Source organism: Promicromonospora sp. NPDC050262, assembly GCF_040655935.1.
Classification (GTDB): Bacteria; Actinomycetota; Actinomycetes; order Actinomycetales; family Cellulomonadaceae; genus Promicromonospora.
Genome location: NZ_JBFAKX010000030.1, coordinates 1 through 24,033 on the forward strand (window position 1 = coordinate 1; position 24,033 = coordinate 24,033).

General features: G+C 72.5%; 26 protein-coding genes. 10 read left to right on the plus strand and 16 right to left on the minus strand.

Going from position 1 to position 24,033, the window contains the following annotated elements:
* Positions 1-106: 106 nt before the first annotated feature.
* The 3 genes from AB0I29_RS26405 to AB0I29_RS26415 all read right to left on the minus strand — a co-directional run bounded on the left by AB0I29_RS26405 (position 107) and on the right by AB0I29_RS26415 (position 2,237).
* Entirely contained in the window at positions 107-754 is a 648-nt protein-coding gene (locus AB0I29_RS26405; protein WP_357487064.1) for an SDR family oxidoreductase, read from the minus strand.
* A 45-nt stretch (positions 755-799) separates the two neighbouring features.
* The gene (locus tag AB0I29_RS26410; RefSeq protein ID WP_357487066.1) at positions 800-1,609 is read right to left on the minus strand and encodes an SDR family NAD(P)-dependent oxidoreductase; all 810 of its coding nucleotides are present in this window, start codon (positions 1,607-1,609) and stop codon (positions 800-802) included.
* A gap of 130 nt (positions 1,610-1,739) precedes the next feature.
* Positions 1,740-2,237 (minus strand): pyridoxamine 5'-phosphate oxidase family protein, encoded by a 498-nt coding sequence (locus AB0I29_RS26415; protein ID WP_357487068.1) that lies wholly within the window; start codon positions 2,235-2,237, stop codon positions 1,740-1,742.
* Between the two features lie 88 nt (positions 2,238-2,325).
* On the opposite strand from AB0I29_RS26415, the gene AB0I29_RS26420 reads away from it, so the two are divergent.
* From AB0I29_RS26420 to AB0I29_RS26435, 4 genes are all read left to right on the plus strand, one after another.
* Entirely contained in the window at positions 2,326-3,414 is a 1,089-nt protein-coding gene (locus AB0I29_RS26420) for a phosphotransferase (RefSeq protein WP_357487070.1), read from the plus strand.
* A gap of 86 nt (positions 3,415-3,500) precedes the next feature.
* Complete coding sequence (locus AB0I29_RS26425) at positions 3,501-3,677, plus strand: hypothetical protein (protein ID WP_357487072.1); 177 nt, start codon at positions 3,501-3,503, stop codon at positions 3,675-3,677.
* Positions 3,677-4,378 (plus strand): DsbA family oxidoreductase, encoded by a 702-nt coding sequence (locus tag AB0I29_RS26430; RefSeq protein WP_357487074.1) that lies wholly within the window; start codon positions 3,677-3,679, stop codon positions 4,376-4,378. Before AB0I29_RS26425 ends, AB0I29_RS26430 begins: the two co-directional genes overlap by 1 nt.
* Positions 4,375-4,947 carry a TetR/AcrR family transcriptional regulator gene (locus AB0I29_RS26435; RefSeq protein ID WP_357487076.1) on the plus strand — a complete coding sequence of 191 codons (573 nt, stop codon included), beginning with the start codon at positions 4,375-4,377 and terminating at the stop codon, positions 4,945-4,947. Before AB0I29_RS26430 ends, AB0I29_RS26435 begins: the two co-directional genes overlap by 4 nt.
* 162 nt (positions 4,948-5,109) lie before the next feature.
* On the opposite strand, the gene AB0I29_RS26440 is transcribed toward AB0I29_RS26435, so the two are convergent.
* On the minus strand, positions 5,110-5,940 hold the full coding sequence (locus AB0I29_RS26440) for an enoyl-CoA hydratase/isomerase family protein (RefSeq protein ID WP_357487078.1): 831 nt from the start codon (positions 5,938-5,940) through the stop codon (positions 5,110-5,112).
* Between the two features lie 47 nt (positions 5,941-5,987).
* Positions 5,988-6,734 (minus strand): SDR family oxidoreductase, encoded by a 747-nt coding sequence (locus AB0I29_RS26445; RefSeq protein WP_357487080.1) that lies wholly within the window; start codon positions 6,732-6,734, stop codon positions 5,988-5,990.
* A 96-nt stretch (positions 6,735-6,830) separates the two neighbouring features.
* Here AB0I29_RS26445 and AB0I29_RS26450 point away from each other — a divergent pair, with 96 nt between their 5' ends.
* The 4 genes from AB0I29_RS26450 (at position 6,831) to AB0I29_RS26465 (ending at position 11,721) form a co-directional block, all read left to right on the plus strand.
* Positions 6,831-7,679 (plus strand): hypothetical protein, encoded by an 849-nt coding sequence (locus AB0I29_RS26450; protein ID WP_357487082.1) that lies wholly within the window; start codon positions 6,831-6,833, stop codon positions 7,677-7,679.
* Positions 7,680-7,688: 9 nt separating this feature from the next.
* The gene (locus AB0I29_RS26455) at positions 7,689-8,684 is read left to right on the plus strand and encodes a Dyp-type peroxidase (RefSeq protein ID WP_357487084.1); all 996 of its coding nucleotides are present in this window, start codon (positions 7,689-7,691) and stop codon (positions 8,682-8,684) included.
* Positions 8,685-8,806: 122 nt separating this feature from the next.
* The gene (locus AB0I29_RS26460; protein ID WP_357487086.1) at positions 8,807-11,173 is read left to right on the plus strand and encodes an arylsulfatase; all 2,367 of its coding nucleotides are present in this window, start codon (positions 8,807-8,809) and stop codon (positions 11,171-11,173) included.
* An 11-nt stretch (positions 11,174-11,184) separates the two neighbouring features.
* Positions 11,185-11,721 carry a hypothetical protein gene (locus tag AB0I29_RS26465; protein WP_285105618.1) on the plus strand — a complete coding sequence of 179 codons (537 nt, stop codon included), beginning with the start codon at positions 11,185-11,187 and terminating at the stop codon, positions 11,719-11,721.
* Here AB0I29_RS26465 and AB0I29_RS26470 read toward each other — a convergent pair.
* Positions 11,718-12,470, minus strand: coding sequence for a helix-turn-helix domain-containing protein (locus AB0I29_RS26470; protein ID WP_357487089.1), 753 nt, complete (start codon positions 12,468-12,470; stop codon positions 11,718-11,720). The genes AB0I29_RS26465 and AB0I29_RS26470 overlap by 4 nt on opposite strands.
* Before the next feature lie 245 nt (positions 12,471-12,715).
* Between AB0I29_RS26470 and AB0I29_RS26475 the strand changes: the two genes are divergently transcribed.
* Positions 12,716-13,381 carry a DUF4097 family beta strand repeat-containing protein gene (locus AB0I29_RS26475; RefSeq protein WP_357487091.1) on the plus strand — a complete coding sequence of 222 codons (666 nt, stop codon included), beginning with the start codon at positions 12,716-12,718 and terminating at the stop codon, positions 13,379-13,381.
* A 125-nt stretch (positions 13,382-13,506) separates the two neighbouring features.
* Positions 13,507-14,316 (plus strand): alpha/beta hydrolase, encoded by an 810-nt coding sequence (locus AB0I29_RS26480; protein ID WP_285105613.1) that lies wholly within the window; start codon positions 13,507-13,509, stop codon positions 14,314-14,316.
* Positions 14,317-14,420: 104 nt separating this feature from the next.
* On the opposite strand, the gene AB0I29_RS26485 is transcribed toward AB0I29_RS26480, so the two are convergent.
* The 10 genes from AB0I29_RS26485 to AB0I29_RS26530 form a co-directional block, all read right to left on the minus strand.
* A complete protein-coding gene (locus tag AB0I29_RS26485) occupies positions 14,421-15,527 on the minus strand; it encodes an enolase C-terminal domain-like protein (protein ID WP_357487093.1) in 1,107 nt (368 codons plus the stop codon).
* A 9-nt stretch (positions 15,528-15,536) separates the two neighbouring features.
* Entirely contained in the window at positions 15,537-16,328 is a 792-nt protein-coding gene (locus tag AB0I29_RS26490; protein WP_357487095.1) for an IclR family transcriptional regulator, read from the minus strand.
* A 24-nt stretch (positions 16,329-16,352) separates the two neighbouring features.
* A complete protein-coding gene (locus AB0I29_RS26495; RefSeq protein ID WP_357487097.1) occupies positions 16,353-17,270 on the minus strand; it encodes a carbohydrate ABC transporter permease in 918 nt (305 codons plus the stop codon).
* Position 17,271: 1 nt separating this feature from the next.
* Positions 17,272-18,216 carry a sugar ABC transporter permease gene (locus tag AB0I29_RS26500; RefSeq protein WP_285105605.1) on the minus strand — a complete coding sequence of 315 codons (945 nt, stop codon included), beginning with the start codon at positions 18,214-18,216 and terminating at the stop codon, positions 17,272-17,274.
* Position 18,217: 1 nt separating this feature from the next.
* Positions 18,218-19,549, minus strand: coding sequence for an ABC transporter substrate-binding protein (locus tag AB0I29_RS26505; RefSeq protein WP_285105603.1), 1,332 nt, complete (start codon positions 19,547-19,549; stop codon positions 18,218-18,220).
* Positions 19,550-19,743: 194 nt separating this feature from the next.
* On the minus strand, positions 19,744-21,096 hold the full coding sequence (locus tag AB0I29_RS26510) for a dipeptidase (protein ID WP_285105601.1): 1,353 nt from the start codon (positions 21,094-21,096) through the stop codon (positions 19,744-19,746).
* Positions 21,093-21,542, minus strand: a complete 450-nt coding sequence (locus AB0I29_RS26515; protein WP_357487101.1) for a hypothetical protein — start codon at positions 21,540-21,542, stop codon at positions 21,093-21,095. Before AB0I29_RS26515 ends, AB0I29_RS26510 begins: the two co-directional genes overlap by 4 nt.
* Positions 21,539-23,029, minus strand: a complete 1,491-nt coding sequence (locus AB0I29_RS26520) for an APC family permease (RefSeq protein WP_357487103.1) — start codon at positions 23,027-23,029, stop codon at positions 21,539-21,541. The genes AB0I29_RS26515 and AB0I29_RS26520 overlap by 4 nt, the downstream gene beginning before the upstream one ends.
* A gap of 116 nt (positions 23,030-23,145) precedes the next feature.
* Entirely contained in the window at positions 23,146-23,442 is a 297-nt protein-coding gene (locus tag AB0I29_RS26525; protein WP_285105597.1) for an SHOCT domain-containing protein, read from the minus strand.
* The gene (locus AB0I29_RS26530; RefSeq protein WP_285105595.1) at positions 23,442-23,924 is read right to left on the minus strand and encodes a DUF6325 family protein; all 483 of its coding nucleotides are present in this window, start codon (positions 23,922-23,924) and stop codon (positions 23,442-23,444) included. The genes AB0I29_RS26525 and AB0I29_RS26530 overlap by 1 nt, the downstream gene beginning before the upstream one ends.
* Positions 23,925-24,033 lie beyond the last annotated feature (109 nt).

Genomic DNA, 24,033 nt, shown 5'->3' on the forward strand with positions numbered 1-24,033 from the left:
CTTGCTTCGGGCTACATTATGAACCGTTTCATGGCGCAGGTGGTCGAGGAGGACCGGACATGTCGAGCAACACGGCGGGCGCACGCGTCTGGTTCCGGAGCCCGGGTCAGCCCGCGGCGATCGCCTCCGCGATCGGCGTGCCACCGTTGCCGAAGGCGATGGTGCGCCCCACGGTGCCGTCGTCCAGCAGGACGGCGGCGATCACCCCGGCGACGTCGGCGCGCGCGACGCGACCGTCACCCGGCTCGGCCACCTCGATGAGCCCCGTCGGCTCGTCCAGCGTGAGCGGTCCCGGCTGGAGGATCGTGTAGTCGAGCCCGGTGCCGCGCAGGTGCTCGTCGGCCGCCGTCTTCGACTCCGCATAGGCGAAGAACGAGTTGTCCTCGGGCACGCCGTGGCCGGGGCCCGCGCCGAGGTAGGACACCATCACGTAGCGCGCGACGCCCGCCGCCTTCGCGGCGTCCATCGACCGGATCGCGGCGTCGCGGTCGACGGCGTAGGTGCGCGCCGGGTTGCCGCCACCCGCTCCCGCCGACCAGACGACGGCGTCCTGGCCGCGCACCAGGTCCGTGAGGCCCGCGGTGTCGAGCTGCTCGACGTCGGCGACCAGCGGCGTCGCCCCCGTGGCCGCGACCTCCTCCCGGTGGTCCGGGTTGCGGAAGACGCTGGTGACCTCGTCACCTCGCTCGACGAGCAGGGGCGCGAGCCGCAGCGCGATCTTTCCGTGGCCGCCGATGATCAGAACGCGGGACATGGTGCTTCCTTCCGTCAGGGTCCGCTCCAGGCTATGCCGGAACGCTCACGACAGGTGCGGCCGCAGCGCCCCGAAGGCGTAGTCCATGAGCGCCCGCCCGAGCCGGGCGTCCCGCGCCTGGGCGCTCGGCTCCACCAGCTCGCCGTCGTCGAAGTAGTCGCCCGCACGGACCGGCCCGGTGACCGCGGCCAGGACGTTGTCGGCCCCGTGCCGCACCGACACCCCGCCGATGTTGAACATCGCGTGCAGCAGCGGCGTGCTGATCACGCCGGGGCTGAGGCTCACGGGTACGACGCCCCGGCCCGCCGGCCGGTCCGCGAGCCACCGGGTGTAGAGGATGATCGCGAGCTTGGACCGCGCGTAGGCCCGCACGGCGTCGTAGCCGCGCTCCAGCTCGATGTCCGCCAGGTCGAGGTCGGTCATCTCGTGGGTGGCCGACGCGAGGTTGACGACGCGGCCGTCGTCCGCGAGCGCCGGCAGCAGCCGCTCGGTGAGCAGCACCATCGCGAGGAAGTTCACCTGGAGCGTGCGTTCGTGCTCGTCCTTCGTGACCTGCCGGGTCATCGCCCCGGGGACGCCGGCGTTGTTGACGACGGCGTCGATCGGACCCGCGGCCAGCGCGGTCATGGCGTCAGCGGCGTCTGCGACGTCCGCCAAGGACTCGAAGTCGCACCGGACGTAGCGCACCTCCGCGGTCCCCTCGCCGAGCACCTGGAGCGCCGGACGCACCATGGTCTCCGGCTCCGGGCCCTGGACGATCACGCGCCGGACCCGGCCCACGAGCTCACGCGCGGTCTGGAGCCCGATGCCGCCCGTCGCACCGGTGACGATCACGGTCGATTCCTCGGAGATCATGCCCGCTCCTCGTGGCTCACCTGCGACGAGCGTAAGCAGGCGAGCGCGCGGTGGTAACCCCCGTTTCGCCGGTTTCACCCGGTGCGTCCGTGAGCGGCCCCGGTGCACCGTATCGACGCCGGGACCGACCTCACGACCCGTGGCGCTCGGCCTGCTTCCGGAGCAGCTCCTCGACGGCGGTGGGCAGGGTCGTCTCGAAGTCGATCAGCTTCGCCCAGGTCGGGGTCACCACGACCCGGACCATGCCGTCGTAGAGCGCACGCACGCCCACCTCCCACTCGGCGCGCTGCTCCGGCGTCATCTCGTAGCTGGTGTTCGCCTCCATGTACTCGTCCGGGATGCCGTCGACGACGTCCAGCTCCGCCCGGCCGCGGACCAGCAGGATCGTGGGCGGGTGCACCTCGGTGTCGATCGTCAGGGCGACCGCCGGGTTCGCCCGCAGGTGCGGGAGCTTGGGCGCGTTCGTCGGGGTGCACATCACGATCTCGGTGCCGTTCCAGGAGAACCCGATCGGCACGGTGCGGGGCGTGCCGTCCGTGGCGACGTACGCCAGGCGCGTGATGTCGCGGGCCAGCAGCTCCTGGCTGAGCGGCCGGTTCAGGATCTCGGTGATCTCGTGCTGTTCCATCGGTATCACTCCAAGCATTCGCGCTGCCCGTGTGGCTGCTGATATCCCTGGGACGGAGCCGCCGCCACGTTCTCGACATCGAGGGAAGATGATGAACGCACCTGGCCTGCCCGACGCCGAGACGATCGAGACCGTCCTCTCGTCCCGAGAGGGCGCATGGGGTCCGGGGGCGCGCGTGCTCTCGGTGCGCGACCTGTCGCAGGGCCTGAGCCGGGCCGCCGTGCTCCGGGTCTGCGTCGCGGTCCCGCACGCGGACCCGTCCGCCTGGATCGTCAAGGTCCCGGGCTGGGGCCAGCCGTCCCTGCTCGACTCGCGCGACGCCGAGCTGGACCACCGCGAGGCCCGCTTCTTCCGGAGCGGCGTCCCGGACCTCCTCCCCCGCGGCACGACGACGCCGCCCCACGTCACGGTGGTCGGTCACAACGGCCTCGACTGGATCATCATGCGCGACGTCGACGCCGTGCTGCAGCAGAGCTGGACGCCCGCCGCCGCGGCCACCGCCGCCGAGCGGGCCGCGCTGCTGCACGTGCCCGGTGACCTGGAGCCCGGCCTGCTCGGCGCTCCCTGGCTGGAGACCGCGGGCTACGCCGCCTACGCCCACCACGTGCCGGACGGGCACGACAACCTCGACGCCCTGCCCGGCGACCCGCGGCTGCGGAACCTGTTCACGCCCGAGCAGGTCGACGCGCTGCACGCGGGCCTGGACGCCGCGGACGAGCTCGCGGCGCGCGCGGCGGAGCTGCCGACCACCCTCGTCCACGGCGACCTCACGCCCCGCAACGCAGGCCTGACCGCCGGCGGCGCCCTGGTCCTCATCGACTGGGAGCACGTCGGGGTGGGGCCGGTCGGCTACGACCTCGGCACGTTCGTCTCCATGTACCGGGCCTTCGGCGGCCACGGCGAGCTGGACGAGCCGGCCGTCCTCGACGTCTACGCCGAGGCCGTCAGTGCCCTGGCGGGCACCGACCTGCGCCCGGCCGCAGCCCTCGGCTTCGCCGTCGCCCACCTCACGTGGGGGCTGCACCTGCGGCTCGGCCCCGGCCTGACCGCCGTCCGCCAGGGCCTGAACAGCCACGCCCCGGCCCGGCTCGCCGCGCACCTCGACGACATCCGCTCGGGATGCCTGCGCGCGCTGTCCTGGGCGCCGGTGACCCAGGCCGTCACCGCGGGCCGCTGAGCAGCTCCTGACCGACCCGTCGTCCGACGGCGGTGAACGCAGCCCAAGTTGACGGGGGGTTCAAGTTAGTCCTACCGTCCTTGACCATGAAGACAGGTGACGCGGTCGTGCAGGCCGCCCCCGTGGTCGAGGCCGCGGTCCAGGCCCCGGCAGAGGTGATGCCCGTAGCAGTCGACGGCGCCCCGGCGGTCCGGTCCCCGTTCGAGCTCCTGCCCGTGGGCGAGGCGTTCGGCGTCTGCTCCGTGGACGGGGTGTGCTCCTGATGGCCGGTGCGTTCGGTCGGGCCGCGGACAAGCTCGTGGTCGACGTGTGGAGCGACGTGATGTGCCCGTTCTGCTACATGGGCGACGCGCTCCTGGAGCGGGCGCTGGAACAGTTCCCGCACGCCTCCGGGGTCGAGGTGCGCTACCACAGCTTCCTGCTGATGCCGGAGCTGACCGGCGACGAGCCGATCGACCTGCTGGAGCTGCTCTCGGCCAAGCGCGGGTTCCCGCGCGAGCAGGCGGCGGCGATGCACGACCAGATCGCGGAGCGCGGCCGGCAGGTCGGGCTGGACTACCGGTTCGACCGGGCCAAGGCCGTGGGCACCCGCACCGCGCACCAGCTCAGCCACTTCGCCGCCGGGCACGGCAAGCAACACGAGATGGTCCAGCGGCTGTTCCAGGCGTACTTCACCGACGGCCTGAACGTGGCCGACCACCAGGTCCTCGCGGACCTGGCCGCGCAGGTGGGCCTGGACCGCGACGCCGCCCTGACCGCGCTCGCCGACGACGAGTTCGCCGACGCCGTCGAGGCCGACATCCAGCAGGCCCGGCAGCTCGGCATCACGGGCGTGCCGTTCTTCGTGTTCGCCGGGAAGTACGCCGTGTCCGGCGCGCAGCCGGTGGAGGCGTTCCTCCAGGCCCTGCAGACGAGCTGGAACGAGACGGTGGGCTCGCCCGCCGCCGCCGGGATCGGTCGATGACCTCGGACCCGCCGCGGCTCCGCGCTGACGCGCGGCGCAACGTCGAGGGCATCCGGCTGGCCGCCCTCGACGTGTTCCGCGCGGGCGGGCTGAACAGCCCCCTGGACGAGGTCGCGCGGGCCGCGGGCGTCAGCAAGGGCACCATCTACCACCGCTTCGGGGGCCGGCAGGGCCTGATCGACGCGGTGGTGGAGGAGCTGTTCGCCGAGCGCATCGCGGGCATCATCACCGCGGTCGGCGCCATCGAGGATCCCGTCGAGCGGTTCGAGGGCTACCTGCGGCGGATCTGGCTGGTCGCGTTCGACGAGCCCGCGGCCAACGACGTGCTGCTGCGCGCCCAGCCCGGGTCCGGCGCGCTGACCGCGCTGTGCGAGCGCGCCAGCGAGGTCGCCGGAGGATTCCTCGCCGAGGCACAGGCCACCGGCGCGATCCGGGCCGACCTCACGCCCGACGACGTCGACGTGCTGATCTGGGAGCGCGGCATCATCGCCCGCGCCTGCGACGAGCAGCACCGCGACAGCTACGTCCGCAGCTTCGAGCACACCCTCCGCGGGCTGCGGAACCCGTAGCGGGAGCGGCCGGGCGCACGCGAGGCCGGCAGTCAGCTCCGCCAAGTCGGCAGATGGCACTGAGATCGGCACAGGCCTGTGCCGATCTCGATGCCGACTGCCGACGTCAAGGGCGGACTGCCGAAGTAGCGGCAGCGCCCAGGCGGCCCGCCCTGCTGCGGATCAGGAACCCTGGCGGAGCCGGCCGATCGCGGTGCCGAGGTCGGTCTCGACGCCGTCGGGCCGCTGGAGGCCGTGCTCGAGGAGCAGGCCGACGAACGGCCGGTGCTCGGGGCGGCCGGCGGTGGCGAAGTAGGCGTCGAGCCCGCGGGCGAGCTCGTCGTCGGCGGGCAGGGTCGCCACGTCCACCAGCTGCTTGATGCCCGCCACCGCCACCTTGTCGAAGGCCGCGATCCGGCGGGCGAACGCGTCGGTGACCCGCTCCAGCTCGGCGTCGGGCACGAGCCGGTTCACGTACCCGTACTCGGCGGCCCGCGCGGCTGGGACGTCCTCGCCGCCGAGCAGGATCTCCAGCGCGCGGCCCCGGCCGACCAGCCGCCCCAGGCGCGCCATCGGACCGCCGCCGGGGACGGCGCCCACGCCGACCTCGAACTGGCCGAGCACGGCCTGCTCGGACGCGAGGCGGATGTCGGTGGCGAGCACGAACTCGCTCCCCGCGCCGCGGGTGCGGCCACGGATCTCCGAGATGGTCGCGACCGGCACGCGGCTCAGCCGGACGAAGTTGTCCAGGTACGGGTGCAGGCCCGTCGGCCCGGGCGGCATCCCCACGACGCGGGAGGTGTCGGACAGGAAGTCCCAGTGCGCCATGAAGTAGCCGGGCGTGTCGCTGCGGAACACGACGACCGTGAGGTCGGGGGCCGCCTCGATCCGGTCCACCAGCACCGCGAGCTGCTCGACGGTGTCGGGGTCCAGCAGGTTGACGGGCCCGTTGTCGAAGGTCACCCGCCAGTACGACGGCGAGACCTCGTCGACGTGGAACTGCTCCGTGCTCATGGTCGTGCTCCTTGCCGGACGGATCATCGGACGGATCGCCGGACGGGTCACCAGACGAACTGCTGGCCGCCGTCGATGTCATAGGTCGCACCGGTCAGTGCGGTGTTGGCCATGAGGTGGACGGCGAGCGCCGCCACGTCGGCCGGACCGACGACCCGCCCGATCGGCAGGGTGTCCCGCAGCTCGGCGCGACGTTCGTCCAGCTTGTCGCCGAGCAGCGAGGCCGACAGCGGTGTGTCGACGAAGCCCGCGGCGATGAGGTTGACCCGGACCGGCGCCAGCTCGAGCGCGAGGGCCGCCGTGAACGGCGGCAGGGCGGCGGTGGTGGCCGAGGCGATCCCGAGGCCGTGGCCGACGCGCCGCGCCCCGGTGCCGCCCATCAGCAGGAGCGTCCCGCCGGGCCGCAGCCGGCCGGCGACGTTGCGGGCCACGTCGAGGGCCACGACCATGTGGTCGCCGAGCGCGTCGCGCACCTCGGCGGCGTCCATCTCCAGCAGGGGTCCGTAGTGCGGGCCGCCGGCCGTGATCAGCACGTGGTCGATCGGGTCCGGCAGCTCCCCGAAGAACCGCGCGAGGGCGGCGGTGTCGGTGGCGTCGAAGGCCGCGGTGGCGCGCGCGCCGACGTCGGTACCGGCGCGCTCCAGGCGGGCCGGGTCCCGGCCGGTGAGGACGACGTCGGCACCCTCGGTCCGGGCGCGGCGCGCGGTCTCGAGCCCGATGCCCGCGCTGCCGCCGATCACGACGACGGTCTGACCGGCAAGCTCGGGTTCACGCGGGGCGGGTGTGGTGGTCATCGTTCCTCCGTCGCCGTCGCTCCGTCTGTTCGACGGTACGTCCGTGGGCCGGGCCGCGCCCCGTGGAAGCGGGTGAGTTCCGGCTAGGCTCCGCGCGTGATCGTGACCGACCTGGACGGCCTGCCCGTGCGCCTGCGGACGCCGCACGACCTGTCCTTCACGGCGCGCTGGGGCACCGTGTTCGCGGTGCTCGACCAGCAGGACTCGGGCAACCTCTGCCTGGGGGTCCAGGGGCCCGCGGGCCGGGTGTTCGTCAAGTACGCGGGCGCGCCCACGGAGCGGTACGACGGCGACGGGGTCGACGCGGCCGCGCGGGCCCGCCGGGCCGCCGACGTCTACCGGGCGCTCGCCCACCCCACCCTCGTGACCCTGCGCGAGGCCGTGGACGTCGGGACCGGCCACGCCCTCGTGTTCGACTGGACCGACGCGACGCCGGTCGGCAGGCAGTACGAGCGGTCGCACGTCGTGCGGTCCCTGGACCTGACCGCCCGGGTCGACGCGGTGCGGCAGCTCTACGACTTCCACGCGCACGCGGCGGCGCTCGGCTGGGTGGCCGTCGACCTGTACGACGGCTCGGTGATGATCGAGCCGGCGACCGGGCGCGTCGTCCTGTGCGACCTGGACCTCTACGAGCGTGCACCGGTGGTCAACCGGATGGGGCGGATGTGGGGGTCGTCCCGGTTCATGTCGCCCGAGGAGTACGCGCTCGGCGCGCCGATCGACGAGGTCACGAACGTCTTCGCGCTCGGGGCGCTCGCGCACACGTTCCTGGGCGACGACGCGACGCGGTCGCCCGCGGCCTGGGCCGGCTCGGCCGCGCAGCTCGCCGTCGCCGACCGCGCGGTCCGCCCGGAGCGGAAGGAGCGTTGGCCCTCGGTCGCGGCGCTGGCCGAGGCCTGGCGGGCGGCACGGGAAGAGCCCGACGGCCCGAACCGCCGCTGTTAGCCTTCCGGCATGCCGGACAGCACGAACAGCAGCCTGAGCAGCGGACACAGCGGGCGGACCGCCCCGTCGACCTACGGCGCACCCGTCTCGCCGCAGGGCGTGGACGCCCCGCTGCGGCGGTCGGCCGTCTTCCTCACGCTCGTCGTGAACGACGGCGACGCGGCAATGAGCACCGTCCGCGAGGTGCTCGCCGACCTCGACGGTCTGGTCAAGACCGTCGGGTTCCGCGACCTGGGGAACCCGGTCTCCTGCACCGTCGGCATCGGCAGCCGGATCTGGACGGAGCTGACCGGACGGGAGCAGCCGGCCGAGCTCCACCCCTTCCGGGAGATCGCCGGCGCCGCCCACACAGCGGTCTCCACCCCGGGTGACCTGCTGTTCCACATCTGGTCGGACCGCCAGGACCTGTGCTTCGAGCTGGAGCGCCTGCTGCTCGCCGCGCTCGGCAGCGCGGTCACCACCGTCGACGAGGTGTCGGGGTTCCGCTACTTCGACACCCGCGACCTGCTCGGCTTCGTCGACGGCACGGCCAACCCGGTGGGCGCGGACCTCCCGGAGTCCACCCTGGTGGGTGACGAGGACCCGGAGTTCGCCGGCGGCAGCTACGTCGTCGTGCAGAAGTACCTGCACACCCTCGCCGCCTGGCAGGCGCTGCCGACCGAGCAGCAGGAGCGGATCATCGGCCGCACCAAGGCGGACGGCGTCGAGCTCGACGACGCGGTCACCGGCCAGAAGTCGCACAAGACCCTCGCCACGATCACCGACGAGGACGGCGAGCACGACATCCTGCGCGACAACATGCCGTTCGGCCGCCCGGGGCACGGCGAGTTCGGCACCTACTTCATCGGCTACGCCCGCCACCTGTGGGTCATCGAGCGGATGCTGGAGCGCATGTTCGTGGGCGACCCGCCCGGCCTGCACGACCGGATCCTCGACTTCTCGACCCCGCAGACCGGCACGACCTTCTTCGTGCCGCCCACGACGGTCCTCGCCGACCTGGGCTGATCAGCCGACCTGGGCCGACGTCCGGCGCCAGGGGAACTCACCTCTTTTGTGGGATGCGCGCTCGTGGCGCCGGCCTAGCGTGGAAGATGCCCGACCCTCAGCGCGACGAAGCGGAGCATCCCATGCGTCCTCACCCGCACGCCCGCACGATGCTGCCGATCCCGGACCGGCCGGCGTCGGGCCTGACGACGTACGACGCGAAGGATCCCGACACGTCGTACCCCCCGATCGAGCCGCTGCTACCCCCATCCGGCGCGCCCAACGTGCTGGTCGTCCTGCTCGACGACGTCGGGTTCGGGGCGTCGAGCGCGTTCGGCGGGCCCTGCTCGACGCCGACGGCGGAGCGGCTCGCCGCGGGCGGCCTGCGCTTCAACCGCTTCCACACGACGGCGCTGTGCGCGCCGACGCGACAGGCGCTGCTGACGGGCCGCAACCACCACTCGGTGGGCATGGGCAGCATCACCGAGACGGCGACGTCGGCGCCCGGGAACAGCTCGCTGCGCCCCAACACCAAGGCCCCGCTGGCCGAGACGCTCCGGCTGAACGGGTACTCGACGGCGCAGTTCGGCAAGTGCCACGAGGTGCCGGTGTGGCAGTCGTCGCCGATGGGCCCGTTCGACGCGTGGCCGACCGGCGGCGGGGGCTTCGAGACCTTCTACGGGTTCATCGGCGGCGAGAACAACCAGTGGGCCCCCGCCCTGTACAACGGGACGACGCCGGTCGAGCCCCCGGCGACCGCCGAGGAGGGCTATCACCTGACCGAGGACCTGGTGGACCACGCGTGCTCGTGGGTGCGGCAGCAGAAGGCCCTGATGCCCGACAAGCCGTTCTTCGTCTACCTCGCCCCGGGAGCGACGCACGCCCCGCACCATGTCCCGCCGGAGTGGGTCGAGAAGTACCGCGGGCGGTTCGACGACGGGTGGGACGTGCAGCGCGAGCGGACGTTCGCGCGGCAGAAGGAGCTCGGGGTCATCCCGCCCGAGGCCGACCTCACCGCGCGGCACGACGAGATCCCCGCCTGGGACGACATGCCCGACACCCTCAAGCCCGTGCTCGCGCGCGAGATGGAGGTGTACGCGGGCTTCCTGGAGCACACCGACGTCCAGGTCGGCCGGGTGATCGACACGCTGGAGGACCTGGGCGTCCTCGACGACACGATCGTCTACTACATCATCGGCGACAACGGCGCCTCGGCCGAGGGCACGGTGAACGGCGCCTTCAACGAGATGGCGAACTTCAACGGCATGGCCGCCCTGGAGACGCCCGATTTCATGCGGTCCAAGATCGACGAGTTCGGCTCGCCCAGCTCCTACAACCACTACGCGGTGGGCTGGGCCTGGGCCATGGACACGCCCTACCAGTGGACCAAGCAGGTCGCCTCGCACTGGGGCGGCACCCGCAACGGCACGATCGTGCACTGGCCCGGCGGCATCACGGAGCGCGGCGGGCTCCGCACGCAGTTCGCCCACGTCATCGACGTCGCGCCCACGATCCTCGAGGCCGCGGGGCTGCCCGAGCCGACCACGGTCAACGGCGTGCTGCAGGCACCCATCGAGGGCACCTCCATGGTCTACGCGTTCGGCGACGCCGCCACACCCGAACGGCACGACCTGCAGTACTTCGAGATGTTCGGCAACCGAGGGATCTACGACCGCGGCTGGAGCGCCGTCACCAAGCACCGCACGCCATGGGAGCTGACCGGGGCACCGCCGCCCGCGTTCGACGACGACGTCTGGGAGCTGTACGACGGCACGACGGACTTCAGCCAGGCGCACGACCTCGCCGCCGAGCGGCCCGAGGCGCTCGCCAGGCTCCAGCGGCTGTGGCTCATCGAGGCCACGAAGTACAACGTGCTGCCGATGGACGACCGCACCGCGGAGCGGCTCGTGCCCGAGCTCGCCGGCCGGCCCACCCTGATCCACGGCGACTCACAGCTCTTCTTCCCCGGGATGGGACGGCTGTCGGAGAACAGCGTCGTCAGCGTCAAGAACAAGTCGTTCTCCGTGACCGCCGAGGCCGACGTCGCCGAGGGCGCCACCAGCGGCGTCCTCATCGCGCAGGGCGGGCGGTTCGGCGGCTGGTCGGTGCACGCAGCGGGCGGCCGGCTGACGTTCACCTACAACGTGCTCGGCATCAGCCGGTACGACGTCGTGGCCGACGTGCCGGTGCCGTCCGGCAGGCACCAGCTCCGCGTCGAGTTCGCCTACGACGGCGGCGGGCTGGGCAAGGGCGGTGACGTCACCCTCTTCCACGACGGGTCCCCGGTGGGGCGCGGCCGCGTGGAGGCGACCCAGCCTCTGATCTTCTCCGCCGACGAGACCACGGACATCGGCTACGAGTCCGGGACGAGCGTGTCCGACGCCTACAGCGCCGGTTCGAGCCGGTTCACCGGCCGGATCGAGTGGGTCCAGCTCGACCTCGGCAGCGACGACCACGATCACTTCATCAGCCCCGAGGAGCGGCTCCGCGTCGCCATGGCACGGCAGTAGGCGCGGTCGTCGTGCGTGCCGACGAGCCGGACCCCCGCCGCACGGGGCGGCATGTCAGAGCCGACGAGCACGGTGAGCCGGGCGAGTCGCTCAAGGAGCGCGCGGCGTACCTGTACGGGCTGGTCATCACCGGCTCCGTGCTCGCGTCCGCCCCCGCTGACCTCGGGCTCGTGCGGGTCGCCGGGCTGCTGGGCGGCACGCTGCTGGTCTACTGGTGCGCCGAGTCCTACGCGCACCTCATCGCCGCGCGCTCCCTCGCGCGCCGCCCCCTCGACGCCGCCGAACGCCGGCACGTGCTCACCGAGGGGCTGCCGCTCGTGGCTGCCTGCACCGCGCCCGTCGTCGTGCTCCTGATCGAGGCGGTGCTCCGGGTGCCGGCCGACGTGGCCGTCGACATCGCCCTCGTCGTCAACCTCGTGCTGCTGCTGGTCGTGGGCTGGCGCATGAGCACCGACAGCGGGCTGACGGGCGGCAGGCGCCTGGCCGCCACGGCGACCGCGGGTCTGCTGGGGGTCGCGATGATCGGGCTGAAGCTGGCGCTGCACTAGCGGTCACGGTCCCCCGCTCCGGCGTCGTCCGCCGTCTGCACGGGACCGGTGTGCAGCACCTCGCGGGCCTGCTCGGCGGCGCGGACGATGCTCTCGCTGATGAAGTCGAGGAACCGGGCGATGTTCTCCAGGCGCGCCGCTGCGGGCGTGCTCGCCCCGAGCACGACGACGCCCTGCCGGGCGGTCTCGGCGAGCTGGTCGTTGGCCCGGGCGCTGGCGATCGTCGACTGGTACCAGACGTCGTTGTCCGCGACGTACCGCTCGCGGCGGCCCTCGTCGCGCTCCCGCCGCACGAGGCCCTGTCCCTCGAGGAACGTGATCGCCTTGGAGACGGACGCCGGGCTGACCTGGAGCCGCCGGACGAGGTCGGCGGCGGTGACGCTGCCCGCGTCGGTGGTGAACAGGCAGGTCAGCACGCGAGCGGTCATCTTGGGCAGGCCCGAGGCCATGAGCACCGTGGTGAGCGTCTCCTCGAAGTCGGCCACCGCCGCGGCGTCGCGCCCGTGCGCCTGGGGCAGCGCCTGGGCACTGCGGGGCGCTGCCTGCCGGCTCCGGTGGGCACGGCGTTCCGTGGCGCGATGGGCCAGCTCCGCGCGGTAGCCGGTGGGGCCGCCGTTGCGCAGCACCTCACGTGTGACCGTGGACGTCGGGCGGTCGAGGCGCCGCGCGATCTCGGCGTAGGACAGGTCGTCGGCCAGGCCCAGCGCGATCTGCTGACGCTCCTGCTTGGTGAGTCTGCCTCCCGGCATCGCGATCCCCTCCGTGGCCCCTCGTGGTGTCCCTGCCTGCCCAGCATAGCGTTCACTTCAGAGCCATTGCAATGGCCGACGCCCGTTGCGTTGCGTTAGTTTCAGAACAGTTGCAACACTTTGTGCGCTCTGACCTGCGCATATGTCCTGTCAACGCAACAAGGATGTTGCCACGCTCTGGAAAGCAACGTAGCGTTTGCGATGTCAGAAACACCGGGCAGCAACCAGCACAGGAGCCGATCACCATGCAGAACTTCGACACCCCCGCCCCGATCTCCACCGTCGTCGAGATCCCCGCCGGCCGGGTCCAGCTCATCGCCGCCGACCGCGCCGACACCACCGTCGAGGTGCGGCCCACCAACCCCGCCAAGAGCCGCGACGTCCAGACCGCCGAGCAGACCACCGTCACCTACGCCGACGGCGTGCTGCAGATCCGCACCGCCGAGCCCCGCAGCAAGCTCGTCGGCCACGCGGGTTCCGTGGAGGTCACCGTCCAGCTCCCCGCGGGCTCGGGTCTCGAGGGCACGTCCGAGGCCGCCGAGCTCCGCGCCGTCGGCCGCCTCGGTGACGTGGTCTTCGACGGCGCCTACCAGCAGATCAAGATCGACGAGGCGGCGAGCCTGCGCCTCACCGCGATCGACGGCGACGTCGAGGTGGGCCGGCTCACCGGTCCCGCGGAGATCACCACCGCCCGTGGCGACATCCGGGTCGCGGAGGCCACGAACGGTTCGGTCGTGCTCAGCACCCAGGCCGGTGACATCACGGTCGCCGCGGGCGCCGGCGTCTCGGCCACCCTCGACGCCGGTACGAGCCTCGGCCGCATCAGCAACACCCTCAAGAACGACGGCGCCGCCGTGCTGGACGTCCGCGCGACGACCGCCTACGGCGACATCTCCGCTCGCAGCCTCTGAGCGGGGCGGTGCCGGCCCCGGCCGACCGGGCCGGCCCCACGAACCACGGCGCCTGAGCGCCGGCACCACGCACGACGGCACCACCCGACCGCACCGACCGCACCACGACCCACAAGGTGGAGAACATGACGAACGACAGCGCTTCCTCGACCAGCACGGCGTGGTCCGGCATGGTGCCGGTCGACGACACGGCCCTGGCCGTGACCGACACCGGCGGCCCCGGTCTCCCGGTCGTCTACCTGAACGGCCAGTTCGCGACCCAGGGCTACTGGCGCAAGACCATCGCCGACCTGGGCACCGGCTACCGGCACATCACCTTCGACGAGCGCGCCCGCGGCAAGAAGTCCGGGACGTCCGCGGACTACTCGTTCGAGGCCGCCGTGCGCGACGTCGACGCCGTCCTCGCCGCCCGCGGCGTGGAGAAGGCGCTGGTGATCGGCTGGTCCTACGGGGCCGTCGTCGCGGCTCACTGGGCGCAGCGCAACCCGGGACGCACCCTGGGCGCGGTCCTGGTCGACGGCGCCTTTCCGCACGACTGGCTCGACGACGCGATGGAGGTCCGCATTCGCAAGCTGTTCCGCCGGATGAGCTGGTTCACGATCCCGCTGCGGATCACGGGCATCACGCCGCGGATGACCGCGGCGGAACAGGCCGAGAGCAACATCGAGCTCGGCAGGCTGTCCCGCGAGAGCGCCCTGGCGCCGGTGCTGAACGACATCGGCGTCCCGGTGCGCTACGTGGTGGCCTCGGGCACGTCGCTCGGCAGCAGGGGCGACGAGCAGGAGCAGATCCGCGCCGGCCTGGAGGCCGCGACGGCGGGCAACCCGAACATCAGGATCAGCGCCAAGGTGCCCAGCAACCACGGCGCGATCCTCAACAAGGACTTCCGTGCCGTCGCCGACGCCGTGCGGGAGGTCGCCGCCCTGGGCAGCTGAGGACGCCGGACGAGGACGACGGGGGCCGGAGCGTCGCGCGAGCGACGCCCCGGCCCCCTCCTTCGTGTCCCGCCGGACGCGCACGCCCGGCACGCCGGCCGGGATCAGCCGATCGGGCGCAGGTGGACGTCGTCCGGCACGGGGATGCCGAAGCCGGGGGCGTCACCCAGCCGCAGCACACCGCCGGCCGGGGTGAGCAGCCCGGGGTCGACGCCGGCCACGGTGCCCGGCACGCCCTCGACGACCTCGACGTTGCCCAGCCCTGCCGCGAGGTGCGCGGCGTAGCGGGTCTTGAGTGGCCGCCCCCACGCGTGCGGCGAGGCGTGGACGCCGTCCGCCACGAGCCGGGGCATCAGGGCGCGCCAGGCGGTCAGGCCGTACGACATCACGTCCATGAGCAGCACGTCGATCGACCCGGCGGCGGCGACCGGCAGCAGCGCGGCGACGTCGGGCGAGGTCTCCCCCTCGGCGATCCGGGTCTCCGGCGAGTGCGCGTCGAGCCACGCGCGCAGGGCCTTCAGGTCGTCCGCGTCGTCCGGGAACGGCTCCTCGACCCAGTACAGCCCCACGTCGGCGACGGCCTCCAGGTAGGCGACGAACCCGTCGCGGTCGTAGCCGTCGTTGGCGTCCACCAGGATCCGGGCGTCCGGGAACGCGTCGCGGATCGCGCGGGTCACCTCGATGTCGCGGGCGTCGCCGGCCGCACGGGAGAGCCACTTGTTGCCCCGGCCGATCTTGAGCTTGAAGTCCCGGAAGCCCAGCGCGGCGTCCGCGCGGCACTCCTCGACCAGCACGCCGACGCCGCGCGGCGCGTCGTCGGGGTCCAGGTCGTCGAAGTAGATCGCGCCGTCGTAGACGGCGACGTCCGGCGTGCCCCGACCGCCGAGCAGCGCGTGCACCGGGGCGTCGTGCACCACGCCGAGCAGGTCGTGCAGGGCGATGTCGAGCCAGTGCTCCGCGTCGTCGAGGATGCCCGTGGCGGGGTCGATCAGCTCCGAGAGCAGGCGACCCTCGACCCGGGCGACGTCGCCCGGCGGCCCCTCGAACAGCCCCCAGCCGGCCCGGCCGTCGTCGGTGACGAGCACTGCGACGTCCGAGCCGGGTCCGGCGCCGTGGCTGCCGAGCCGGGCGTTGCGGCCCACGGTCCGGGGGTAGCGGGTCTCCAGCGAGGCGAGCCGGACGGTACGGATGCGGGGGTCTGCGGAGGCCATGGGGTCCAATCAGGGAAGGTCGGGCGGTGGTGCCGCGCCGAGCGCGACGGAGAGGCGGGCGGCGGTACGGCGCACGGCCGCCACGATCGAGGGCTGGGCCGCGACGATGCGGTCCCGGGGCCCGGCCGCGCTGATCGCGGCGACCGGGAGATCACCCGCACCGAGGATCGGCGCGGCGACGCAGCGCACGCCGGGCTCCCGCTCGGCGTCGTCGAGGGCCCAGCCACGATCGCGGATGCGGTCGAGCTCCGCGTGCAGCGTGGGCGCGGTGGTGAGGGTGGTCGGGGTGTAGCCGGTCAGCGGGATGCGGTCGACGATCGCCCGGGCCTCGGCCGGCGGGAGCGCCGACAGGTAGGCCTTGCCCAGTGCCGACGCGTGCAGCGGGGCGCGACTGCCCAGCTTGGAGACCACCTTCACCACCTGTGGCCCCTCCTGCTGCATCACGTAGCACATCTGGTCGTCGTCGAAGATGGCGATGAACGCCGTCTCCTCGGTCTCGGCGACGAGCTCGCGCAGGTGCTCGGGCCCCACGGCGTGGACGTCGAGGCCGTCCAGCGCCTGCAGCCCCAGGCGCATCACGACGGGCCCGAGCCGCAGCTCGGTCTCGCCCACCACGTAGCCGCGCTCCCGCAGCGTGCCCACGATGCGGTAGGCGGCGCTGCGGCTGAGCCCGAGGTCCGCGGCCAGCCGCTGGACGGTCAGGCCCGGCGTCGCCGCGATCCGTTCGACGATGTCCAGGCCGCGTGCGAGGGTGCCGGCGGCCCCGCCGTCGGCGGGGGTCCGGTTGCTCGAGTCAGTCACGCTGCCATTCTGCACGGCACCTGCTCATCCCTTGAGACCGGAGCGGGCGACGCCGGCGATCACGTGGCGCTGCACGAACGCGAACAGGATCAGCACCGGGACGCTCGCGATCGCCGCCCCCGCCATGACCGCCGGGAAGTCGGTGGCGTAGGCACCCCGCAGCGTCGCCAGACCGGCGGGAAGCGTGAGCTGCTCCGGGTTGAACAGCACGTACAGCGGCCAGAGAAAGTCGTTCCAGCTCCCGAGGAACGACAGCAGGCCGAGCGTCGCGAGCGGCGCCCGGGACAGGGGCAGCACCACGCGGACGAAGATCTGCCAGCGGTTGGCGCCGTCGATCAGCGCCGCCTCCTCCAGCTCCGCCGGGAGGCTCTGGAAGAACTGGACCAGGAAGAACACGCCGAACGCGCTCGCCGCGCCCGGCACCACCAGCGCCCAGACGCTGTCGAGCCAGCCCAGCCCGTCCACGATCAGGTAGTTCGGCATGAGAAAGACGAAGCCGGGGACGAACAGCGTGGCGATGATCAGCGCGAAGATCAGCCGGCGGCCGGGGAACCGCATCCGGGCCAGCGGGTACGCGGCCGCCGACGCCGTGGCGAGCACCAGGACGGTGTGCAGCACGCCGACGAGCACGGAGTTGCCGAGCCAGCGCAGCAGCGGGGCCTGCGCGTCGGCGAACAGCCGGGTGTAGCCCTCGACGGTCGGCGTGGGCGGGATCCACTCCGGCGGCAGGGCCGTGGCGTCGCCCGTCGTCTTGAACGACGTGGAGAGCATCCACAGCAGCGGCGCCAGGATGAGCACGGACAGGATGAGCAGCATCGCGTACAGCAGCAGCGTGCCGACGACGCCGCGGCCGGTCGCTTCGTCGCGCAGGCGCCGGGCCGCGGGCTGCCGCGTCGCCGCGGGACGGGTGGTGCTGCCGGTGGGAACGACGGTGGTGGCCACGTCAGCTCTCCTTCTGTCGCAGGAACAGGAAGTTCAGGGCACTGACGGCGATCAGCAGGAGGGCGAGGAGATAGCTCATCGCGGCGGCGAGGCCCATGCGGAACTGCTCCAGACCCACCTCGGCGATGAACATGATGGCCGTGCGCGTCTCGTTCGACGGGTTGCCCGCGGTGAGCAGGTAGGACTGGCCGAACATGTTCGCCGAGGCCAGGACCGTCATCGTCAGGACGAAGAGGATGACGGGGCGCAGCTGCGGGATCGTCACGTGCACGAGCTGCTGCCACCGGTTCGCGCCGTCGACCTTGGCGGCGTCGTAGAGCGCCTCGTCCACGTTCTGCAGGCCCGCGAGGTAGACCACGGAGTTGAAGCCCATGGTCCACCAGACCGTGACGCCCACCAGCGAGACCCAGACCCACGGCGTCGCCGTCAGCCACGGCACCGCCTCGGTGACGCCGAGCTCCGCGAGGTACCCGTTGACCAGGCCGGTGTTGCCGTTCAGGAGGTACTGCCAGAGCAGGCCGACCACGCTGACGCCCAGCACGTACGGCGCGAAGAAGACCGCGCGGAAGAAGGTACGCCCGCGGAACCGCTGGTTGAGCAGCAGCGCCAGGCCCAGCGGGATGGCCATGAGCAGCGGCACCGAGAGCACCACGAACAGCCCGGTGGCCCGCATGCTCTCCCAGAACTGCTGCGCCACGAGCGCGTCCGGGGTGAACAGGTCCACGTAGTTCTGGAGGCCCACGAACGGCCGGTCGGGCAGGAAGAAGTCCCAGTTGTGCAGGCTCATCCAGAGCCCCGACACGGCGGGGACCAGCACGAACGTGCCGAAGATCAGCAGGAACGGCGCGAGGAAGAGATAGGGCGTCCAGGGCCGGGGCCGGCTGGGCGAGACGGCGGTGGTGGCGACGGCGGCCGTGGTGGTCGCGCGGACGGCGGTGGCGGTCATGTCAGGCCCTCCCGTACTTCTCGGCGTTCTCCTGGAGCAGGAAGGACGCCTGGGTCGTCGCGGTCTCCAGCGCCGCGCGCGGGTCGCCGAGCGAGAGCAGGGCGTCGCCGATCGCGGGGTACAGGATGGTGGTCTGCACCTCCGCGATCCCCGGCACCAGCGGGTAGAACCGGATGTGCTCCACGCCCTCGGCGACGTGTGACTGCGCTGTCAGCTCAGCCAGCTCGGGCGAGTCCAGGATCGGCATGCGGGCGGGGACCGGACCCGCCGTGGCCCAGCCGATCGAGTTCGCGAGGATCCACCCGAGGAACGTCACGACGGCGGCGAGCCGGTCGGCGTCGAACCGCGGCTGGCGCGCGACCACGAACTGGTGCGAGCCGGAGAACGCGGCCCGCCCGCCGCCGATCCGCGGCAGCGGAGCGACGTCCCAGTCGAGCCCGTCGACCGAGCCGAGGTCGTTGATGAGGGCGCCGGGGCCGCCCCAGAGGAACGCGTTCTGGTCGTTCTTGAACGCCATCGAGGCGTCCGAGCCGCTGACATTCCGCGGGCTCCAGCCCGCCCGGATCAGGGACTGCTGCCAGGTGAGCGCGTCCACCCCGGCCTGGGCGCCGAACGTCGCGGCCCTGCCAGCGCTGTCATAGTGCTCGCCGCCGAACTGCCAGAGCAGGGAGTCGAAGCCGCGCCCCACCCCCTGCGGGTCGACGGCGGGGAGCCAGTGGCCCTGGACCCCGGCCGACGCCAGCGCGTCGAGCGCGTGCTCGTAGGCGGCGCGGTCCGTCGGCGGCGCGTCCGGGTCCAGCCCGGCCTGCTCCAGCACCCGGCGGTTGTAGAACAGCGAGTCGGGCCACATGTCCAGCGGCAGCGACCAGCGCTGGTCCCGGTAGACGCCGGAGCCCCAGACGACCGGGAGGTAGTCCGACTCGACCAGGCCGACCGTCTCCAGGACGTCGTCGACCGGCATGATCACCTTCCGCGCGGCGTTGGTCGCCACCTGGAAGTTGTGCATGAGGGCGAAGTCCGGTGCGAGGCCGCTCGTCACCGCGGCGGGGAACTTCTGGTAGAAGTCGCCCCACGGCAGGGCGTACATGTCGATGCCGATGTGCGGGTGCTCCCGCGTGAACTCGTCGATCAGGGTCCGCATCACCGGCCCGTCGCCGCCGGTGAGCCCGTTCCAGAACTTCAGCGTGACCGGCGGCCCGTCGTAGGCCGCGGGGACCCGCGGCAGCCGCGCCGTCCCGATCGTCGGCGCGCAGCCCGCGATCGTCGCCGCGACGCCGGCGAGCCCGGCCGCGCCGATCGCCCGCAGGACCGTGCGGCGCGTGAGCGTACTCATCTCCACGCCTCCACCTCATTGTGTGCTGTCCCGATGATCGGGACTGCTGTGTCGATGATCGGGACACTATCGAAAGACATGGAAGGCGCGCAAGAGTCCGGCGCAAGAAGGTGCGTGCGCATGCTCTCGAGGTCGAGAGCATGCGCACGCACCTTCCGGGAGCGGCCGCCGGACGGTCGGCGGACGCCGGACGGTCAGCGGGCGGCGGCCTCCGCGTAGAGCTGGAGGAAGCGGGCCGTGCCCCGCGCCATGTTCGCGATCTCGGTGGGGTCCACGCTCTCGTTCGGGGCGTGGATGGCCGCGAGCGGTTCCTCGACGCCGACCAGGAGGATCTCCGCCCCGGGGTAGGTGTCCGCGAACACGTTGCAGAGCGGGATCGACCCGCCCTGCCCGAGCCGGGCCATCGGCCGGCCGTAGGTCTCCTCCAGCGCCCCGGCCAGCGCGTGGAACGCGGGGCCGTCGACCGCCGCGAGGAAGGGCTCGCCCTCCGCCTCGACCGTGACCTGCACCGCGACGCCCCAGGGTGCCGCCGCACGGAGCTGCCTCTCGAGCGCCGTCCGGGCCTGGTCCGCCGTGGTGCCGGGCGGGATGCGGAGGTTCAGCCGGGCGGAGGCACGGGGCGTGATCGCCGAGGCGGAGCCGACCACCGGCGGGCAGTCGATGCCCAGGATGGTCAGCGCGGGCCGCGCCCAGAGCAGGTCCGCGACGGTGCCGTCACCCAGCAGGGAGACGCCCTCCAGCACGGTCGCGTCCCACCGGAACCGGTCGGCGGGATAGCCCTCGCCGGGCCAGGTCCCGCGGTGGTCGAGCCCTGCGACCGTGGTGTCCCCGTTGCTGTCGCGCAGGGTGCCCAGCACCGCGACGAGGGCCGCCAGGGCGTCGGGGGCGGCGCCCCCGAACATGCCGGAGTGGACCTCCGAGGCGAGCGCCTGGAGCGTCAGCACCACGTTGACCATCCCGCGCAGGCTGACGGTCGCGGCGGGTTGCCCGACGGCGGCGTTGCCGGTGTCGCACACGAGGACGGCATCGGCGCGCAGCAGGTCGGCGTGCTCGGGCACGAACGCCTCCAGGCCGCCCGTGCCCTGCTCCTCCGAGCCCTCGACGACCAGCTTGAGGTGCACCGGCGCCTCGCCCAGCGCCCGCAGCGCGGCCAGGAGCATGACGATGTTCCCCTTGCAGTCGGCGCTGCCGCGGCCGTACCACCTGCCGTCGGCGTCGGTGAGCTCGAAGGGCGGCGTGCGCCAGGCGGACTCGTCGAGCGGCGGCTGCACGTCGTAGTGCGCGTAGAGCAGCACGGTCGGCGCGGACGGGTCGGCGCAGGGCCGCGAGCCGACCACCGCCATGCTCCCGTCCGCCGTCCGCTCCAGGTGCGCGTCCTGGAAGCCGACCCCGGCGAACCTGGCGAGCACCCATTGCGCCGCCCGGTCGCACTCCTGGGGCGGGAACTGCCGGGGGTCCGCGACCGACCGGATGGCGACGAGCTCGGCGAGCTCGGCGCGGACCCGCGGCATCTCCTGGTCGACCAGGGCGCGGAGGTCGGTGGTCACGAGCCCACCACGTCGTCGGTCGTGAGGTCGTCCACGTACTGCTGGAACTCCGCGAGCTCGTCGGGGCAGTAGATCTCGATGATCAGCGTCTGCCCGCGCAGGATCTTGCGGTCCGTGATCACGGGGCGTGCGCCGGGGCCGCTGGCGCCGTTGGCGAGCTGCGCCTGCAGCGTCGCGCGGTTCAGGGCGTCGTTGGGGTTCGCGCAGACCGCCCCGCCGTCGTCGCCGAGCACCGTGACGATCTGGTCCTTGGACGGCGTGACCGTCGCCCCCGCCTCGTCGAGCGCCTGGATCAGCTCGTCGGCCTTCGCCTCGGCGTCGTGGGTCGCGTCCGCCGCACGGTAGAGAACCAGGGCCAGGACGAGGAGGACGCCGATCACGACGCCCACCGCCACGTACAGGAACGTGCGCTCGCGCCCGGACTGCGTCTCGCCGACGGTGCTCATTCCGGGCTCACCTCCTCCGTCGGGGCCTCCTGCTTCCACGAGGGCTTGCGGGCCCGGTAGAAGAGGTACGGGACCAGCAGGCCGAGCCCCAGGGCACCGACCACGACGATCACGACGTACACGACCGGGTTGCCCCCGCTGAACTGGGACGGCGGGACGAACCCGACCAGCAGGGCCGCGAGCGACGCCCCGAAACCGACGCCGCAGAGCGACTTGAGCATCGGGCTGCGGAAGCCGCGCGGATGGTCGGGGTACTTGCGGCGCAGGCCGATGGCCGCGACGAACATGAGCAGGTACATGATCAGGTACACCTGCGTGGTGATCACCGAGAAGATCCAGTACGCGCTGGAGACGTTCGGGATCAGCGCGTACATCAGGCCGATCGCCGTGGTGACGATGCCCTGGACCACCAGGATGTTCTGCTGCACCCCGTTCTTGTTGAGCCGCTGCAGGAACGGTGGCAGGTAGCCCTCCTGCCGCGAGATCAGCAACAGACCCTTGGACGGGCCGGCGAGCCAGGTGAGCATCCCGCCGAGCGAGGCCGTCACGAGCATGATCCCGACGATCGGGGTGAGCCACTGCGTGCCGAAGTTGGCGAACACCGCGTCGAAGGCCTGCATCACGCCCGCGGTGAGCGAGAGCTGCTCGGCGGGCACCACCCAGCTGATCGCCAGGGCCGGGAGGATGAAGATCAGCAGCACCATGCCCATCGCCAGGAACATCGACTTGGGGAACTCCTTGCCCGGGTTACGCAGCGACGACACGTGCACGGCGTTCATCTCCATGCCCGAGTAGGAGAGAAAGTTGTTCACGATGAGCACGAGGCTGGCGAGCCCGGCCCACGCGGGGAGGATGTTGTCGGCGGTCATCGGCGCGGCCGACTCGTTGCCCTGGCCGAGGAACACCATGCCGAGCACCACGAGCACCACGCCCGGGATCAGCGTGCCGATGATGAGGCCGCCGCTCGCGAGCCCCGCGACACCCTTGGTACCGCGTGAGGAGACCCAGACGCCGCTCCAGTAGACGACGATGATGACGCACGCCGTCCAGACGCCGCTGCTCGCGAGCGCCGGGTTGAAGACGTAGGCCAGCGTGCTCGCGACGAACCCGAGCAGGCTCGGGTAGTAGAAGATCGTCATCGCGAACTGGCACCACACCGCGAGGAACCCCATGGGCTTGGAGATGCCGCGCGCCACCCAGTTGTACACGCCGCCCTTCCAGCCGGAGGCCAGCTCGGCGGAGACGAGCGACGTCGGCAGGAGGAAGACCACCGCGGGCACCAGGTAGAGGAAGACGCACGCCAGCCCGTAGACCGCCATGGTCGGCGCGGCCCGCAGGCTCGCGACCGAGCTGGTGGTCATCATGGCGAGCGCGACCCAGGAGATCCATGTCGTCGCCGGCACCTTGGCCCGGGCCTGGGCCCGGACCTCGGCCCGGGTGGGGGGTTCGGCCGGGGGTTCGGCCCCGGCTTCGTGAGAAGCATCCATCGCACTCATGAGTTGCCTCGCTCTCGGGACAGCCTCGCCGCCGCGCGAAGGAACCCCCGGCGGGCGCGGCGGCTCCCACCCCTCGACACACAGGTACACGTCTGCCGGCAGGGACCTCAGCCGGCGAGCAGCTTGGCCTTCTGGGCGCTGAACTCGGCGTCGGTGAGGATGCCGTCGTCCCGTAGCTTGCCGAGCCGTTCGAGCTGCGCGATCACGTCCTCCGACGCGGCCGGCGGGGGCGCCGCGTAGGCCTCCTGCGGCGGGGGCGCGTATGCCTGCTGCGGCGGCGGTGCCGCGTAGGCCTCCTGCTGCCCGGCCCAGCGGTTCGCCTGACGCCGGGAGACCCGGTTGGACACCGCGGTCGCGGTGCCTGCCACGACAGCGGTGCGTGCCACACCTCGGAGAAGTCCCATCACGTCGTCCCTTCAGGCTGAGTGGTCGGTGTCGTCGACGGGGCCGTCTGCTCCGCCTCGAGGGCGTCGAGCACCGCGACGACGTCCTCGACCGGGATGCGGCCGCTGGCGATCACCTGTGCCCCGGCCTCCCGCATGGCCGTCACGAACGGCCCGGCCCACGTGTTCTCGTACACGATGAGGCCGACGGCGTCGCCGGGGGCCACCAGCGCGACGCTCTGCGCCAGGTCCTCGTCGTCGAGCAGCCCGGAACCCACGCCCTCGAACACGGCGAGGTCGAGCGTGCCGTCGTGGTCCAGGTCGGTGAGCGCGACCGCCACGATGTCGCCCTCCTCGGTGCGTCTGGCGACCCGGAGGTCGAGGATCCGGATGATCCCGCGTTCGACGAGGTCCAGCAGAGCGGCGAGGCCCTGGCCCCGCAGCCGGCTGCCCGGGAACTCGACGGCAAGGTAGTCGATCGGTCCGACGTCCAGCTCGGTCATCTCCGGGCCTCCTGCGGTGGCGGGCGGGTACAGCGGTTCTCTCCGACACTGGCAGCACCAGGGGTGGTCGCGGCCCACCCCCACCGGGGTGGACCTGCGCCACCCGGCC

Excerpts from the sequence above, each read along its gene's own strand:
- AB0I29_RS26405 (WP_357487064.1), bottom strand. The coding sequence starts at position 754 with ATGTCCCGCGTTCTGATCATCGGCGGCCACGGAAAGATCGCGCTGCGG.
- AB0I29_RS26410 (WP_357487066.1), bottom strand. The coding sequence starts at position 1,609 with ATGATCTCCGAGGAATCGACCGTGATCGTCACCGGTGCGACGGGCGGC.
- AB0I29_RS26415 (WP_357487068.1), bottom strand. The coding sequence starts at position 2,237 with ATGGAACAGCACGAGATCACCGAGATCCTGAACCGGCCGCTCAGCCAG.
- AB0I29_RS26420 (WP_357487070.1), top strand. The coding sequence starts at position 2,326 with ATGATGAACGCACCTGGCCTGCCCGACGCCGAGACGATCGAGACCGTC.
- AB0I29_RS26425 (WP_357487072.1), top strand. The coding sequence starts at position 3,501 with ATGAAGACAGGTGACGCGGTCGTGCAGGCCGCCCCCGTGGTCGAGGCC.
- AB0I29_RS26430 (WP_357487074.1), top strand. The coding sequence starts at position 3,677 with ATGGCCGGTGCGTTCGGTCGGGCCGCGGACAAGCTCGTGGTCGACGTG.
- AB0I29_RS26435 (WP_357487076.1), top strand. The coding sequence starts at position 4,375 with ATGACCTCGGACCCGCCGCGGCTCCGCGCTGACGCGCGGCGCAACGTC.
- AB0I29_RS26440 (WP_357487078.1), bottom strand. The coding sequence starts at position 5,940 with ATGAGCACGGAGCAGTTCCACGTCGACGAGGTCTCGCCGTCGTACTGG.
- AB0I29_RS26445 (WP_357487080.1), bottom strand. The coding sequence starts at position 6,734 with ATGACCACCACACCCGCCCCGCGTGAACCCGAGCTTGCCGGTCAGACC.
- AB0I29_RS26455 (WP_357487084.1), top strand. The coding sequence starts at position 7,689 with ATGCCGGACAGCACGAACAGCAGCCTGAGCAGCGGACACAGCGGGCGG.
- AB0I29_RS26460 (WP_357487086.1), top strand. The coding sequence starts at position 8,807 with ATGCGTCCTCACCCGCACGCCCGCACGATGCTGCCGATCCCGGACCGG.
- AB0I29_RS26470 (WP_357487089.1), bottom strand. The coding sequence starts at position 12,470 with ATGCCGGGAGGCAGACTCACCAAGCAGGAGCGTCAGCAGATCGCGCTG.
- AB0I29_RS26475 (WP_357487091.1), top strand. The coding sequence starts at position 12,716 with ATGCAGAACTTCGACACCCCCGCCCCGATCTCCACCGTCGTCGAGATC.
- AB0I29_RS26480 (WP_285105613.1), top strand. The coding sequence starts at position 13,507 with ATGACGAACGACAGCGCTTCCTCGACCAGCACGGCGTGGTCCGGCATG.
- AB0I29_RS26485 (WP_357487093.1), bottom strand. The coding sequence starts at position 15,527 with ATGGCCTCCGCAGACCCCCGCATCCGTACCGTCCGGCTCGCCTCGCTG.
- AB0I29_RS26500 (WP_285105605.1), bottom strand. The coding sequence starts at position 18,216 with ATGACCGCCACCGCCGTCCGCGCGACCACCACGGCCGCCGTCGCCACC.
- AB0I29_RS26505 (WP_285105603.1), bottom strand. The coding sequence starts at position 19,549 with ATGAGTACGCTCACGCGCCGCACGGTCCTGCGGGCGATCGGCGCGGCC.
- AB0I29_RS26515 (WP_357487101.1), bottom strand. The coding sequence starts at position 21,542 with ATGAGCACCGTCGGCGAGACGCAGTCCGGGCGCGAGCGCACGTTCCTG.
- AB0I29_RS26520 (WP_357487103.1), bottom strand. The coding sequence starts at position 23,029 with ATGGATGCTTCTCACGAAGCCGGGGCCGAACCCCCGGCCGAACCCCCC.
- AB0I29_RS26525 (WP_285105597.1), bottom strand. The coding sequence starts at position 23,442 with ATGGGACTTCTCCGAGGTGTGGCACGCACCGCTGTCGTGGCAGGCACC.
- AB0I29_RS26530 (WP_285105595.1), bottom strand. The coding sequence starts at position 23,924 with ATGACCGAGCTGGACGTCGGACCGATCGACTACCTTGCCGTCGAGTTC.